The 15,219-nt window shown below is 60.4% G+C and carries 13 protein-coding genes; 7 read left to right on the top strand and 6 right to left on the bottom strand.

The window, feature by feature from the left end:
- Positions 1-163: 163 nt before the first annotated feature.
- The 3 genes from ACQG03_RS18700 to ACQG03_RS18690 all read right to left on the bottom strand — a co-directional run bounded on the left by ACQG03_RS18700 (position 164) and on the right by ACQG03_RS18690 (position 2,954).
- Positions 164-1,129 (bottom strand): TerC family protein, encoded by a 966-nt coding sequence (locus ACQG03_RS18700; RefSeq protein ID WP_022649470.1) that lies wholly within the window; start codon positions 1,127-1,129, stop codon positions 164-166.
- Between the two features lie 252 nt (positions 1,130-1,381).
- Complete coding sequence (locus ACQG03_RS18695) at positions 1,382-2,380, bottom strand: Gfo/Idh/MocA family protein (RefSeq protein WP_022649469.1); 999 nt, start codon at positions 2,378-2,380, stop codon at positions 1,382-1,384.
- A gap of 70 nt (positions 2,381-2,450) precedes the next feature.
- Positions 2,451-2,954, bottom strand: a complete 504-nt coding sequence (locus ACQG03_RS18690) for a M48 family metallopeptidase (protein WP_023298690.1) — start codon at positions 2,952-2,954, stop codon at positions 2,451-2,453.
- Between the two features lie 83 nt (positions 2,955-3,037).
- Between ACQG03_RS18690 and rlmG the strand changes: the two genes are divergently transcribed.
- Positions 3,038-4,174 (top strand): 23S rRNA (guanine(1835)-N(2))-methyltransferase RlmG, encoded by a 1,137-nt coding sequence (rlmG, locus tag ACQG03_RS18685; RefSeq protein ID WP_023298689.1) that lies wholly within the window; start codon positions 3,038-3,040, stop codon positions 4,172-4,174.
- 82 nt (positions 4,175-4,256) lie between these two features.
- On the opposite strand, the gene ACQG03_RS18680 is transcribed toward rlmG, so the two are convergent.
- The 3 genes from ACQG03_RS18680 to lsrR all read right to left on the bottom strand — a co-directional run bounded on the left by ACQG03_RS18680 (position 4,257) and on the right by lsrR (position 9,112).
- Entirely contained in the window at positions 4,257-6,278 is a 2,022-nt protein-coding gene (locus ACQG03_RS18680; RefSeq protein ID WP_063163511.1) for an NADPH-dependent 2,4-dienoyl-CoA reductase, read from the bottom strand.
- A 242-nt stretch (positions 6,279-6,520) separates the two neighbouring features.
- On the bottom strand, positions 6,521-8,107 hold the full coding sequence (gene lsrK / locus ACQG03_RS18675; RefSeq protein WP_063163512.1) for an autoinducer-2 kinase: 1,587 nt from the start codon (positions 8,105-8,107) through the stop codon (positions 6,521-6,523).
- A gap of 33 nt (positions 8,108-8,140) precedes the next feature.
- Positions 8,141-9,112 (bottom strand): transcriptional regulator LsrR, encoded by a 972-nt coding sequence (lsrR, locus tag ACQG03_RS18670; protein WP_022649464.1) that lies wholly within the window; start codon positions 9,110-9,112, stop codon positions 8,141-8,143.
- 215 nt (positions 9,113-9,327) lie between these two features.
- On the opposite strand from lsrR, the gene lsrA reads away from it, so the two are divergent.
- Genes lsrA through lsrG form a run of 6 tightly spaced genes read left to right on the top strand, consistent with a single transcriptional unit; the run spans position 9,328 to position 15,013 of the window.
- Entirely contained in the window at positions 9,328-10,815 is a 1,488-nt protein-coding gene (lsrA, locus tag ACQG03_RS18665; protein ID WP_063163513.1) for an autoinducer 2 ABC transporter ATP-binding protein LsrA, read from the top strand.
- The gene (gene lsrC / locus ACQG03_RS18660; RefSeq protein WP_063163514.1) at positions 10,812-11,843 is read left to right on the top strand and encodes an autoinducer 2 ABC transporter permease LsrC; all 1,032 of its coding nucleotides are present in this window, start codon (positions 10,812-10,814) and stop codon (positions 11,841-11,843) included. The genes lsrA and lsrC overlap by 4 nt, the downstream gene beginning before the upstream one ends.
- A complete protein-coding gene (lsrD, locus tag ACQG03_RS18655; protein WP_022649461.1) occupies positions 11,844-12,821 on the top strand; it encodes an autoinducer 2 ABC transporter permease LsrD in 978 nt (325 codons plus the stop codon).
- A 1-nt stretch (position 12,822) separates the two neighbouring features.
- On the top strand, positions 12,823-13,824 hold the full coding sequence (gene lsrB, locus ACQG03_RS18650) for an autoinducer 2 ABC transporter substrate-binding protein LsrB (protein WP_063146539.1): 1,002 nt from the start codon (positions 12,823-12,825) through the stop codon (positions 13,822-13,824).
- Between the two features lie 11 nt (positions 13,825-13,835).
- Positions 13,836-14,723, top strand: a complete 888-nt coding sequence (gene lsrF / locus ACQG03_RS18645) for a 3-hydroxy-5-phosphonooxypentane-2,4-dione thiolase (RefSeq protein WP_022649459.1) — start codon at positions 13,836-13,838, stop codon at positions 14,721-14,723.
- Entirely contained in the window at positions 14,720-15,013 is a 294-nt protein-coding gene (gene lsrG, locus ACQG03_RS18640; protein WP_022649458.1) for a (4S)-4-hydroxy-5-phosphonooxypentane-2,3-dione isomerase, read from the top strand. Before lsrF ends, lsrG begins: the two co-directional genes overlap by 4 nt.
- Positions 15,014-15,219: the final 206 nt, after the last annotated feature.

Raw genomic sequence — 15,219 nt, 5'->3', positions numbered from 1 at the left:
CGGAAGCGTAAAATGCTGGATTTTACGTGTTGCGTCATGTTTTTTAACTATTGGTTAACGAAAGTGCCGGGTGGCGCTACGCTTACCCGGCCTGCATTGCATTTCCCCCTCTCCCTGTGGGAGAGGGGTGGGGTGAGGGCATCAGCCCGCACCGAACGTTGCACTAAGCCTGCTGCTTCTTATCGTGCTGGCGGTTAACCCAGGTATTGATAATCAGCGTCACCAGCAGAATGCCAAACACCACGCCGAGCGAAATGGCGATCGGGATATGGTAGAAATCAACAATCAGCATCTTGATACCGATAAAGACCAGAATCACCGACAGACCGTACTTCAGCATTGAGAAGCGCTCTGCCGCGCCCGCCAGCAGGAAGTACATCGCACGCAGGCCGAGGATGGCGAACAGGTTCGAGGTCAGGACGATGAACGGGTCGGTAGTGACCGCGAAGATAGCCGGGATACTGTCCACCGCGAAAATCACGTCGCTCAGCTCGACCAGAATCAGCACCAGCAGCAGCGGGGTGGCGAACAGCAGGCCGTTCTTACGCACGAAGAAATGCTCGCTCTCGATCTTGTCCGTCATGCGCAGATGACCCCGGATCCACTTCACCAGCGGCTTATCACCGATACCGGTATCGTCTTCTTTCGCCAGCGCCATTTTGACCCCGGTGAACAGCAGGAACGCACCAAACACGTACAGCAGCCATTCGAACTGGGTAATCAGCCAGCTACCGGCGAAGATCATGATGGTACGCAAAATGATGGCGCCCAGCACGCCGTATACCAGCACGCGGCGTTGCAGGGCCGCAGGCACGGCGAAGTAACTGAACAGCATCAGCCAGACGAAGACGTTATCAACCGCCAGCGCTTTTTCAATCAGATAGCCGGTGAGGAAGGCGAGTGCCTGAGGATCGGCCACCGCGCGACCTTCGGTTGAGGCCAGATACCACCAGAAGGCGGCGCAGAAAAGAAGTGAGAGGGTAACCCATACCAGCGACCAGACGGCGGCTTGCTTAACGCTCATGCCGTGTTCGCCGCGACGACCCTGCAAAAAGAGGTCGATCGCCAGCATGATGAGCACGACAACCGCGAATCCGCCCCACAGCATTGGAGTGCCGACAGAATGCATACTATTTTCCTTACACATAAAAAAACAAAAACGGCTATGGTCAGAAGACGATAGCCGTTAGCTTTTTATGCATAGACCTCGCCTTCCGGCAAGGTCTCACTTACAACCACGAAGGTTGCCCGGCGACCGGATGCGGTTTTGCACGCATCGTAATGACGATCCACCGGCGAAGAAGTTACTCCCCTTTGCAGGTAACAAATTATGTCAGACCATCGATTTCGTCAATGGGCTGCACGATTTCATTACACAGCTTTACGCGACGGCTTCCACATTCACGCCGTCTGCGGGGAAGATTACGCCGGTCTGTCGGCGGATCTCCGTTTGCAGCTTCGCCGTGGTGCGGCTGATCGCCAGTCCCGGGTGGTTCACTTCGTTGTCTTCTACCAGACGGGCGAAGACCTCTGCCTCATAAAGCATAGTGTTAATATGCTGAGGCTGTGTCAGCTCCTGCGCTTTTCCGCCGCGCGGGACGATGCTGAGCTTCTGGCATTCGGAGATTTTTTCGATCACCAGCGAGCCGTCTTCGCCCTGAATTTCGCTTGGCAGCACGGAGTCGCTGACCTTCGAGTGCTGCAACGTCACGCTGAAATCACCGTAGTCCAGCACCACAACGCCGTGTGCATCCACGCCGCTCTCCAGCAGGCTGGCGGTGGCTGTCACGCCGTGTGGTTCCCCCCACAGCGCAACCGCAGAGGCCAGGCAGTAAAAACCGATATCCATAATCGAGCCATTCGAGAAGGCCGGGTTAAAGGTGTTCGGGTTTTCGCCGTCCAGATAGCGCTGGTAGCGCGAGGAATACTGGCAGTAGTTGATAAAGGCTTTACGCACTTTGCCAATTTTCGGCAGGGACTGCTGCAACAGCAGGAAGTTGGGCAGGCTGGCGGTTTTGAACGCTTCAAACAGCACCACCTGGTTTTCGCGGGCAAGCGCAATGGCGGCTTCCACTTCGTGGATATTCGACGCCAGCGGCTTCTCGCAGATCACATGCTTTTTATGGCTGAGGAACAGCTTCGTTTGCGGGAAGTGCAGAGCATTCGGGCTGGCGATATAGACCGCATCAATGGCGTCGCTTTGCGCCATCTCATCGAGCGAGGTGAACAGATGTTCAACCAGGTAGTCATTCGCAAAACTTTGCGCCTGCTCAAGGCTGCGGGAATAGACTGCGGTGAGCTTATATTTGCCGGTTTCGTGGGCGGCGTCGACGAACTGGCGCGTGATCCAGTTCGTACCGATGACTGCGAAACGTATCATAAACGTTTACGTACTCCGTAGCAGGGAACCTAAAGCCACTGTAGCACGTCCTCATGACATTTCGCGTGCGCTACTGCGCATTACTCTTTAACGATAAATGCGTCAGCCACAAACGGGTATCAAACTCCAGCTGGTGGTACTGCGGCTCCATATGGCAGCACAGGGAATAGAACGCTTTGTCGTGATCTTTCTCTTTCAGGTGCGCCAGCTCGTGCACCACGATCATCCGCAGAAAGGCTTCCGGCGCATTGCGAAAGACGGTCGCGACGCGGATCTCCGCCTTAGCCTTCAGCTTGCCGCCCTGCACGCGGGAGATGGCGGTATGCAGGCCGAGCGCGTTTTTCAGCACGTGGATCTTGTTGTCGTACATCACCTTGTTGATCGGCGGGGCGCTCTTCAGATACTGGCTTTTCAGATCCTGCGTATACTGCCAGAGGGCTTTGTCAGTCGCGAAATCATGCGTGCCCGGGTAGCGTTTTTCCAGCACCGCGCCGAGCTTTCCCGCGGCGATCAGGTCGCGAACCTGGGATAGTAATTGCTCCGGGTAGCCCTGGAGATAAGTCAGCTGGTTCATCAAAACCCCAAAATAGTGTGAAAACGGGTATACTCACGCACCCTTTTCAGGGATACGCCAAATTTTACCATTCAGGAGGGCCGATGAGCCACTTAGACAACGGTTTCCGTTCACTCAACCTTAAACGTTTCCCGGAAACGGACGACGTGAACCCGCTTCAGGCGTGGGAAGCGGCGGATGAATATCTGCTGCAGCAGTTGGATGAGACTGAAATCCGCGGCCCGGTTCTGATCCTGAATGACGCGTTTGGCGCGCTGGGCTGTGCGCTGGCGGAACATGCGCCTTACAGTATCGGCGATTCTTACTTAAGCGAGCTGGCGACGCGTGAAAACCTGCGCCACAACGATATCGACGAATCCAGCGTGAAGTTCCTCGACAGCACCGCGGACTACCCGCAGGCGCCAGGGGTGGTGCTGATTAAAGTGCCCAAAACCATGGCGCTGCTGGAGCAGCAACTGCGCGCGCTGCGTAAAGTCGTGACGCCAGAAACGCGCATCATCGCGGGCGCCAAGGCGCGTGATATTCACACCTCGACGCTGGAACTGTTCGAGAAAGTGCTCGGCCCGACCACAACGACGCTGGCCTGGAAAAAAGCGCGCCTGATCAACTGTACCTTCAGCGCGCCGGAACTGGCCGACGCGCCAGAGACCCTGAGCTGGAAGCTGGAAGGGACCGACTGGACCATCCACAACCACGCGAACGTCTTCTCCCGTACCGGTCTGGATATCGGCGCACGCTTCTTTATGGAACATCTGCCGGAAAACCTGGAAGGGGAGATTGTCGATCTCGGCTGCGGTAACGGCGTGATTGGCCTGACGCTGCTGGCGAAGAATCCGGAGGCCAGCGTGGTGTTCAGCGACGAATCGCCAATGGCGGTGGCTTCAAGCCGTCTGAACGTGGAAACCAATCTGCCGGAGGCGCTGGATCGCTGCGAGTTTATGATCAATAACGCGCTGTCCGGCGTAGAGCCTTTCCGCTTCAACGCGGTATTCTGTAACCCGCCGTTCCACCAGAAGCACGCCCTGACGGATAACGTCGCGTGGGAGATGTTCCACCACGCGCGCCGCTGCCTGAAAATCAACGGCGAGCTGTACATCGTGGCGAACCGCCATCTGGACTACTTCCACAAGCTGAAGAAGATTTTCGGTAACTGCGTCACCATTGCGACAAACAACAAGTTTGTGGTGCTGAAGTCGGTGAAGCTGGGGCGTCGTCGATAAGATCGTTTTGCCTGGCGGCGTTTCGCTTGCACAGGCCTACGGTTTTGTAGGCCCGGTAAGCGCAGCGCCACCGGGCAAGAAATCAAATCGCTAATGCCAATGTTGTCCCCTGCGCTATTGCCCGCCGCGCATCCAGCTCCATCGCCACGTCGCACCCGCCAATCAAATGTACCGTTTTCCCTGCCTCACGCAGCGGATCGGCCAGATCGCGCTTCGGCTCCTGCCCGGCGCACAAAATCACATGATCCACGTCCAGCAGCTGCGGCTCACCGCCGATCAGAACGTGTAGCCCGTCGTCGTCGATCTTCTGGTAGCTCGCCCCCGGGATCATCTTTACCCCGCGCGAGAGCAGGGTGGCGCGGTGGATCCAGCCTGTGGTTTTCCCCAGCCCTTCACCCGGCTTGCTGGCTTTACGCTGGAGCATCACGATCTGACGCGGGCTTTTCGGCAGCTGCGGACCTTCCGGGCGTAAACCACCGGACTGACTGAGACTGGTATCAATGCCCCATTCCACGCAGAACTCAGCGATGTTCTGGCTGGTGGCTTCGCCCGGCTGGCTTAAATACATCGCGGTATCAAAACCGATCCCGCCGCAGCCGATGATCGCCACCTTCTCGCCAACCGGCGCTTTGTCGCGCAGCACGTCCAGATAGCTCAATACCTTCGGATGATCGATGCCTTCGATCGCAGGGGTGCGCGGGGCGATCCCACTCGCGAGGATCACCTCGTCGAAACCGATCAGATCCGCCGCGCTGACAACCTGATTGAGCCGCAGATCGACGCCCGTCACCTCGATCATCCGGCGGTAATAGCGCAGCGTTTCATAGAACTCCTCTTTGCCGGGGATCTGTCTGGCGATAGTAAACTGCCCGCCGATTTCCGCCAGCGCATCAAACAGCGTCACGCTGTGCCCACGCGAGGCGGCATTGACCGCAAACGCCAGGCCAGCGGGTCCTGCGCCCACCACGGCCAGACGCTTCTTGTTGGTCGCAGGAACGATCGGCATTTTGGTTTCATGGCAGGCGCGGGGATTCACCAGGCAGGAGGTGACCTTGCCGACGAAGATCTGATCCAGACACGCCTGGTTACAGCCGATACAGGTGTTGATCTCATCCGCACGGCCGCTTTGCGCTTTGGAGAGCAGTTCGGCATCCGCGAGGAACGGACGCGCCATCGACACCATATCGGCGTCGCCGCGGGAGATCACATCGTCCGCCACCTGCGGATCGTTAATGCGGTTAGTGGTCACCAGCGGAACGGAGACTTTGCCTTTCAGCTTGCGCGTTACCCAGCTGAACGCCGCACGCGGCACCGGCGTGGCGATGGTGGGGATGCGCGCTTCGTGCCAGCCAATCCCGGTGTTGATAATGGTGGCACCGGCGGCTTCAATCGCCTGCGCCAGCTGCACGGTTTCGTCGAAGGTGCCGCCGCCTTCCACCAGGTCGAGCATCGACAGGCGGAAGATGATAATAAAATCCGCACCGGCACGTTCACGCACCGCGCGCACCACCTCCACGGCAAAACGCATGCGGCGGGCATAGTCACCACCCCATTCGTCGTCGCGCTGGTTGGTGCGTGCGGCGAGGAATTCATTGATCAGGTAGCCTTCTGAGCCCATCACCTCCACGCCGTCGTAGCCCGCTTCCCGCGCCAGCGCGGCGCAGCGAGCAAAATCGTCGATCAGCGCCAGAATCTCGTCGTGGCTGAGGGCATGGGGCGTAAAGCGGTTAATCGGCGCCTGAATAGCCGAGGGGGCAACCAGGTTCGGCTGATAGCTGTAGCGCCCGGTATGCAGAATTTGCAGGGCGATTTTGCCGCCCTCGTTGTGAACCGCGTCGGTCACAATGCGGTGGTGCGGCAGCTGTGTCGCATCGTTCAACACCGCGCCGCCCTCCATCGTCACCCCGGAAGGGGCAGGGGCTACGCCGCCAGTGACAATCAGCGCCACCCCGTGGCGCGCGCGCTCGGCATAGAAGGCTGCCAGACGTTCAGCCCCGTCCGGACGCTCCTCCAGCCCGGTGTGCATTGAGCCCATTAACACGCGGTTTTTGAGGGTAGCGAACCCCAGATTGAGAGGGGCGAATAACGACGGGTAGCGGCTCATAGTCTCTTCCAGTGTAAAATTATTGTTATGTGGTCGGATGAGTTACTAATTTAGCCAGCGGCGGCAGAAAGGTAAAAGCGGGATCGAATGATTGTGATAGATCTCAAAGAACTTCACCCCTCACCCCGGCCCTCTCCCCAGAGGGGAGAGGGTGAAAGGCCGCACGGAGCAGTCCCCTCTCCCCAGAGGGGAGAGGGTGAAAGGCCGCACGGAGCAGTCCCCTCTCCCCTCTGGGGAGAGGGTTAGGGTGAGGGGCGTGTGTCGCGCATCAGGCCCGGCGCCTGCCACATCGAGGTTGTCAGCCCGCTGTCCACCAGCCCGAGCTGGTCCGCGTATACCGCCTGCCATTTCTGCATCATGCCGTCGTACAGCTCGCGGTGCGCCGGGTTTGGCGTGAACTCGCGGCTCCACTTCACTAGCCGCTCGCCCGTCGAGGCCATATCCGCGAACAGCCCCGCGCCAGCTCCTGCGGCAATGGCACAGCCGAGCGCCGTTGCCTCTTTGACTTCTGGCACGCGCACCGGCAGGCCGGTGACGTCGCTTAAAATCTGGCTCCACAGGGCGCCCTTTGCGCCGCCGCCGGCAAACACCAGGCTCTCAAACGTCACGCCGGAGAAGCGCGAAATCTGCGCCAGGTTGCAGGCCGAGACGATCGCCGCGTTCTCTTCCAGCGCGCGGAACAGCGTCGCTTTGTTGCACTTTTCCGGGTCAATGGAGAGGTTAATAAACGACGGCGCGGCGTGGTACCACTGTTTGAAATGCATCGCGTCGGAGAAGATCGGCATCACCCCGTGGGAGCCCGGCGGGACGCGGCTCGCCATCTCTTCGAGCAGGGAGTAGGGGTCCATTCCCATGCGTTCGGCAATCAGCTTCTCTTCGGCGCAGAAGGCGTCGCGGAACCAGCGCATGGTCAGCCCGGTAAAGAAGCTGATCGACTCTGCCTGCGCCATGCCGGGGATAACGTGCGGGTTTACGCGGATGTTCATCTCAGGGTCGGTGCGCACCTGCGGCAGGTTCACCACCTGTTGCCAGAAGGTGCCGCCCAGCACCGCCGTTTGTCCGGCGCGCACCACGCCCAGCCCCAGACAGCCCAGCTGCACGTCGCCGCCGCCCATCACCACCGGGGTGCCCTCGCGCAGACCGCTCTGTTGTGCGGCTGCTTTGGTGATGGTCCCCAGTACGGTGCCGGTCTCTTTTACCGGGGAGAGGATATCGGCGCGCAGCCCGGCCATGTCGAGCAGCGCCGGACGCCAGTCGCGGGAGAAGAGATCCAGCATGCCCGTCGTGCCCGCATTGGACGGGTCCACCGCCAGCTCGCCGGAGAGCTTCGCCGCCAGCCAGTCGCTGATCATAGTAATGGTGGCGGCTTTACGATAAATATCCGGACGATGGTGCGCCAGCCACAGCAGGCGCGGCATGGCGCTGAGGGCAAGCGTCTGGCCGGAAACGTCATACACTTCGGATTCAAACCGGTAGTCGTGGATCTCTTTGAGTTCAGCTACCTCTCGGCTGGCGCGGGCGTCGACGTTGGCGCAGGCCCAGATAGCCTCGCCGTTGCGGTCGTACAGCACAATCCCTTCGCGCATCGAACAGCAGGCGACGGACTGAATATCCGCCGCGCTCAGGCGCGCGCGCTCCAACGCCTGATGAATACACCGGCAGGCCAGCTGCCAGTTGGTGTCGAGGTCGAACTCCATTGAGCCCGGCACGTTCTCGACGCTCAGGTGTTTCCACTCGGCCTGGCCAACGGCAATCTGGTTGCCCTGCAAATCGAAAACAACGGCGCGAACGCTGCCTGTCCCTGCATCTAACGCTAAAAGGTAACTCATGAGCATGCCTCATTGTTAGCGCAGGGAGGGCTCTTAAATGGCCAGAGCCAGCACCGCGCGGGCTGTCGTCTCTTCCGTCACCAGGCCATTAATACGGCGGCCCTTCAGTGCGGCATAAATCGCATCGGCTTTCTCTTCCCCCCCGGCCACGCCTACGATGGTGGGCAGCTGTGCCAGTTCATCGAGCGTGACGCCCAGTAGTTCTTTGTGGATCTCCAGCTCCTCGACGCATTCCCCTTCGGCATTGAGGAAATAGCCAAGGATATCGCCGACCGCGCCCTTGCGGGCGTACATCAACTGTTCACCTTCGCTGATATAGCCGGAGCGCAGTATCGTCGCGTCACGGCGCTGGTTCACCGAGCCAATGCCGACCACCGCCACGTCAGCGGCGGTGGCGGCGAGGATCACGTCCCGCACGCTGGTTTCGCGCTTTAAGATCCCGGCGACTTCAGCGGATGACACGCGAAGCGGGGCAGGGATCATGCTGACGCTACAGGCCGCATCCAGCTGGCCGATACCGGTCATATACGGCCCCACGCCGCCGGAGAGCGTCACCAGGCGGATCTGCTGTGAGCTGATAAAGCCGCTCAGGTGTTGCAGGCTGCTCATGGTGGTTTCACCGAAGCCCACCGCTAACAGCTGGCCGGGCTCCAGCACGCCCATCAGCGACTGGGCCGCGCCAATGCCTAACCGCACGTTCATCGGCGGCGTATTCAGGGCGGGCATCACGCGCACCAGCTTCAGGCCAAATCGTTGTTGCAACTCGGTTTCCAGCGCCAGGCAGCCCTCGTAGCGGGAGTTTATCTGCACGCGGATCACCCCGGACTGACGGCCTTTCTCCAGCAGGCGGGAGATCTTCAGGCGCGGCAGCCCGAGCCGCTCGCCGATGTCGTTCTGGGTCAGCCCGTCGTGGTAGTAGCACCAGGCCACGCGCGCCACCAGCTCCTCTTCCGCCAGTGCCAGCCCGGCAAACCGTCCTTCTTCCGCAGTGCGTTTATCGCTCATAATTGAACTCTTATAAAAATTTAGATCATATGTTCGTGATGGTGCGACGTGAAAATGTGAGCCACGCGACAAAACGGATCTTTTCGATCGTTTCCGCTTTATCTGAATCTCAATCGATAAAACTGTGATCCCTGCACGGTTGTAAATATAGTTCACCGTCTACGCTTTTGAACATTATTAAATCTAAAAATCATTTGTTCAATAGCGGAGCGATGATGACACCACTTCTCGACGCGCGTGATATCAGCAAGCAGTTTTCAGGCGTACCGGTCTTAAAAGGCATTGATTTCACGCTGCTTGCGGGGCAGGTGCATGCGCTGATGGGCGGTAACGGCGCGGGAAAATCGACGCTGATGAAGATCATCGCCGGGGTGGAAACCCCGGATAGCGGTGAACTTTCGGTGGCGGGTGAGTCTTTTGCACGGCTCACGCCCGCGCAGGCGCATAAGCTCGGCATTTATCTGGTGCCTCAGGAGCCGCTGCTGTTCCCCAACCTGACGGTGCGGGAAAACATCCTGTTTCGTCTGCCGCGCGAACGAGATCGGGAAAAGCGGCTGGCGGAGAAACTCCAGCAGCTGCAATGTCAGCTTAATCTCGATGCCGCTGCCAGCACTCTGGAAGTCGCGGATCAGCAGATGGTGGAGATCCTGCGCGGGCTGATGCGCAACGCCAGAATTCTGATCCTCGACGAACCCACGGCATCGCTCACGCCGGGCGAAACCGAACGCCTGTTTCGCCAGATCCGCGCGCTGCAGGATCTCGGCGTTGGCATTGTTTTTATCTCGCACAAGCTGCCGGAAATTCGCATGCTTTCGAGCCACGTCTCGGTGATGCGCGACGGCGCGGTGGTGCTGAGCGGCGAAACCGCGCACTTTGACGATAACGCCCTGATCGCCGCCATGACGCCGGTCAGCCGGGAAAAGTCGCTAAGCGATACGCAAAAGCTGTGGCTGGCGCTGCCGGGCAACCGCCGCACCCAGGCGCAGGATTTTCCCGTGCTGCGGGTGGAGGATCTTACCGGGGAAGGGTTTATCGATCTCAGTCTTGAGATCTACGCCGGGGAGATCGTCGGCCTGGCCGGGTTGGTAGGCTCCGGGCGCACCGAGTTTGCCGAAACGCTCTACGGCCTGCGTCCGGTACGCGGCGGGCGGGTGTGGCTGGAGAACCAGGAGATCACCGCCGATCCGGTCAGTTCCCGTCTGGAAAAAGGGCTGGTTTATCTGCCGGAAGACAGGCAGGTGTCCGGCCTGTTTCTCGACGCCCCTGTCCGCTGGAACACGGTGGCGCTGAACGAGCCATCGCTCTGGCAGCAGCGAAAGCGGGAGTCTGCGGTGGTGGAGCGTTACCACCGGGCGCTGGGGATCAAGCTCAACCATGCGGATCAAACCGTGCGCACGCTCTCCGGCGGCAATCAGCAGAAGGTGCTGCTGGCGCGCTGTCTGGAGGCCAACCCGCTGCTGCTGATCGTCGATGAACCGACGCGCGGCGTGGACGTCTCGGCGCGCGCCGATATTTATCAGCTGCTGAAAAGCGTGGCGGCGCAGAACGTGGCGGTGCTGATGATCTCAAGCGATCTTGATGAGTTTCCCGGCCTCGCGGATCGGGTGCTGGTAATGCATCAGGGCGTGCTCAGCGGCGAACTGCCGCGCCAGGCCGTCAGTCTCGACCGGATGATGGCGCTGGCGTTTGGAGGGCAATCATGAAGATCTTACTGAAAAACCGCGAGCTGAGCGCGTTTCTCGCCATTCTGGCCCTGTTCGCCGTGCTGGTGGCGCTGAACCCGTCCTACCTGAGCTTACAGACCCTGGGGATGATCTTCGCCAGTTCGCAGATCCTGATTTTGCTGGCCATCGGCGCGGCGCTGGTGATGCTGACCCGTAATATCGACGTCTCCGTCGGCTCCACCGTCGGGCTGTCCGCCATTGTCGTCGGCGTGGCGCTCAACAGCGGCTACAGTCTGCCCGTTTCCATTCTCTTCGCGCTGTCGATTGGCGCGCTGGCGGGGGCGTTCAACGGTTTTCTGGTGGTGGGGCTGCGCATTCCAGCGATTGTCGCCACCCTCGGCACGCTGGGGCTGTACCGCGGAGCGATGCTGCTCTGGACCGGCGGGAAGTGGATTGAAGGGCTGCCGCCGGGGCTGAAATCCCTCTCTGAGCCTGCCGCCGTCGGCATTTCTCCGCTCGGCATTGTGGTGTTGATAATCGTGGTTACAGGCGCGTGGACATTGTCGCGCACCGCCTTTGGCCGTGATTTCTACGCCGTGGGGGATAACCTCGCCGCCGCGCGTCAGCTGGGCGTGGCGGTGAACCGCACCCGCATGATCGCCTTTACCCTCAACGGCATACTCGCGGCCTGCGCCGGGATCGTCTTTGCCGCGCAGATTGGCTTTGTGCCCAACCAGACCGGCAGCGGGCTGGAGATGAAGGCCATCGCCGCCTGCGTGCTCGGCGGCATCTCGCTGCTGGGCGGCACCGGCACGCTGATCGGCGCCTTCCTCGGCGCGTTCTTCCTCACCCAAATAGACACCGTGCTGGTGCTGTTCAGGCTCCCGGCCTGGTGGAATGACTTTATCGCCGGGCTGGTGCTGCTGGGCGTGCTGGTGCTCGACGGGCGGCTGCGTCAGGCGCTCTCACGGCATCAGCGGGCGCTGAAATACAGCCGTTTCCAGCCCGGTAACAAAGGGGGAAAGCACGTCACCCCGTTTCCCAAACGCAAAAAAGAGGTGGCGTGAATGAGGCTTAACTGGGAAAGCGCGCTGCTGATTTTACTGGTGCTGGAGATCCTGCTCTTCGGCGCCATCAACCCGCGCATGCTTGATATCAACATGCTGCTGTTCAGCACCAGCGACTTTATCTGCATTGGCATCGTGGCGCTGCCGCTTACGCTGGTTATCATCAGCGGCGGGATCGACATCTCCCTCGGCTCAACCATCGGCCTGTGCGCCATCGCGCTGGGGGTGATGATGCAGGCCGGGTGGCCGATGGCGGTTGCCATCCCGCTGACGCTGCTGCTCGGCCTGCTGTGCGGGCTGGTGAATGCGGCGCTGATCCACTACACCGGCATCAGCCCGTTGGTCATTACCCTCGGCACGCTCTACCTCTACGGCGGCGGGGCGCTGCTGCTCTCCGGCATGGCGGGGGCGACGGGCTACGAGGGGATCGGCGGCTTCCCGGACAGCTTTACCGCCTTCGCTAACCTCACGGTGATGGGCCTGCCGATCCCGCTGGTGCTGTTCGCGGTGATTACCGCTTTCTTCTGGCTGATTACCCATCGCGGGCGCTTTGGTCGGCATCTGTTTTTAATTGGCCAGAATCCGCGCGCGGCGCGCTATGCGGCGCTGTCGGTGAACGGTATGCCGTATGCGCTGTACGGCCTGGTGGGCGTGGCCTCGGCGATTGCCGCGCTGGTGATGGTCTCCTATTTCGGCTCCGCGCGTTCGGATCTGGGGCGCGATTTACTGATGCCTGCGCTCACCGCCGCCGTGCTCGGCGGAGCGAATATCTACGGCGGCTCAGGTTCGGTTGTCGGTACGGCGCTGGCGGCGCTGCTGGTGGGGTACCTGCAACAGGGTTTACAGATGGTTGGCATCCCCAACCAGGTGTCGAGCGCGCTGTCAGGGGCGCTGCTGGTTGTGGTGGTGATGGGGCGTTCGCTGAGTCTGCACCGTGAATGGGTGCGTTCTCTCTTCAGAAAACTATCCGGAGCGTAAGATGAAAACAAAACTGCTCGTCCTGGCAATGGCCCTCAGCTTCGCTTCGGCGCAGGCGGCGGACCGCATTGCCTTTATCCCGAAACTGGTGGGTGTGGGATTCTTCACCAGCGGCGGCAACGGCGCGAAAGAGGCGGGGAAAGATCTTGGCGTGGACGTGACTTACGACGGCCCGACCGAGCCGAGCGTCTCCGGCCAGGTGCAGCTGATCAATAACTTCGTCAACCAGGGCTATAACGCCATCATCGTCTCTGCCGTGTCGCCGGACGGTCTCTGCCCGGCGCTGAAGCGCGCGATGCAGCGCGGCGTGAAGGTCCTGACCTGGGATTCCGACACCAAACCGGAGTGCCGCAGCATTTACATCAACCAGGGCACGCCGGAACAGCTGGGCGGCCTGCTGGTGGAGATGGCAGGCAAACAGGTCACCAAACCGAACGCGAAAGTGGCGTTCTTCTACTCCAGCCCCACCGTCACCGACCAGAACCAGTGGGTGAAAGAGGCGAAGGCCAAAATCGAGAAAGACCATCCCCAGTGGCAGGTCGTCACCACGCAGTTTGGCTATAACGACGCCACTAAATCCCTGCAAACCGCCGAGGGGATCTTAAAAGCCTATCCGGATCTGGATGCGATCATCGCCCCGGACGCCAACGCCCTGCCGGCGGCGGCACAGGCGGCGGAAAACCTGAAGCGGGAAGGGGTGGCGATTGTCGGCTTCAGCACGCCAAACGTGATGCGTCCGTACGTTGAGCGCGGCACGGTGAAAGCCTTCGGCCTGTGGGACGTGGTGCAGCAGGGCAAAATTGCAGTCAATGTCGCCGATCGTTTACTGAAAAAAGGCGATCTTAACCCTGGCGACAGCGTGGAGGTGAAAGATATCGGGACGCTGAAGGTCGAGCCGAACAGTGTGCAGGGCTACCAGTATGAGGCGAAGGGCAACGGCATCGTGCTGCTGCCGGAGCGGGTGGTGTTCACCAAAGAGAACATCAGCAAATACGATTTCTGACGGGGGAGCAAATGGCTGATTTAGACGACATCAAAGACGGCAAGGATTTTGGCATCGGTACGCCGCAGCAGAATGTGCCGTACACCCTGAAGGGCTGCGGTTCGCTCGACTGGGGCATGCAGTCCCGGCTTTCGCGCATCTTCAATCCGCAGAGCAACCGCACGGTGATGCTGGCCTTTGACCACGGTTACTTTCAGGGACCGACCACCGGCCTTGAGCGTATCGATCTCTCCATCGCGCCGCTGTTTGGCGAAACCGACGTGCTGATGTGTACCCGCGGCATCCTCAGGAGCCAGGTACCTGCCGCGACGAACAAACCGGTGGTGCTGCGCGCCTCCGGCGGTAACTCGATTCTGGGCGAGCTGTCTAACGAGTGCGTGGCGGTGGCGATGGAAGACGCGCTGCGCCTGAACGTCTGCGCGGTGGCGGCGCAGGTCTATATCGGAAGCCCGTTTGAACATCAGTCAATCAACAACATCATCAAGCTGGTGGATGCGGGGGCGCGTTACGGCATGCCGACGCTGGCGGTGACGGGCGTGGGTAAAGAGATGGCGCGCGACGCGCGCTATTTCTCGCTCGCCAGCCGCATCGCTGCCGAAATGGGGGCCCAGTTCGTCAAAACCTACTACGTGGACGAGGGCTTTGAAAAAGTGACCGCCAGCTGTCCGGTGCCGATTGTTATCGCGGGCGGCAAAAAGCTGCCGGAGCATGAGGCGCTTGAGATGTGCTGGCGGGCGATTGACCAGGGCGCGTCCGGCGTGGATATGGGGCGCAACATCTTCCAGTCCAGCGCGCCGCTCGCCATGCTGAAGGCGGTGAAGAAAGTGGTTCACGAGAACATGAGCGCCCGTGAGGCGTTCCAGTTCTGGCAGGAAGAGAAACAGGGAGAAGCAAAATGAACGTGACGCTGGTGGAAATCAACATCAAACCCGAGCGGGTGGATGAGTTTCTGGAGGTATTTCGCGCCAACCACGAGGGGGCGATCCAGGAGCCGGGAAACCTGCGCTTTGACGTCTTGCAGGACCCGAGGGTGAAAACCCGGTTCTTTATCTATGAGGCCTATAAAGACGAAGAGGCGGTGTTGGCGCATAAGCAAACGCCACACTATCTGGCGTGCGTGGACAAGCTCGAAGAGTTGATGTCAGAGCCGCGCAAAAAACGCTGCTTTGTGGGGTTGTTGCCGGAGTAGCGTTTTGCCCGGTGGCGCTGCGCTTACCGGGCCTACGGGGGGATGGTGCGGTGTTTGCCCGGTGGCGCTGCGCTTACCGGGCCTACGGGGGCGAGAGGGGGCGGTGTTTGCCCGGTGGCGCTACGCTTACCGGGCCTACGGGAGGATGGTGCGGTGTTTGCCCGGTGGCGCTGCACTTACCGGGCCTACGGGGGCGAGAGGAGGCG

Source organism: Enterobacter cloacae complex sp. 342H5 (assembly GCF_050030905.1).
GTDB classification, from domain to species: Bacteria; Pseudomonadota; Gammaproteobacteria; order Enterobacterales; family Enterobacteriaceae; genus Enterobacter; species Enterobacter intestinihominis.
The sequence above is the reverse complement of the archived record's forward strand: the minus strand, read 5'-3'. Positions and strand labels throughout refer to the sequence as shown.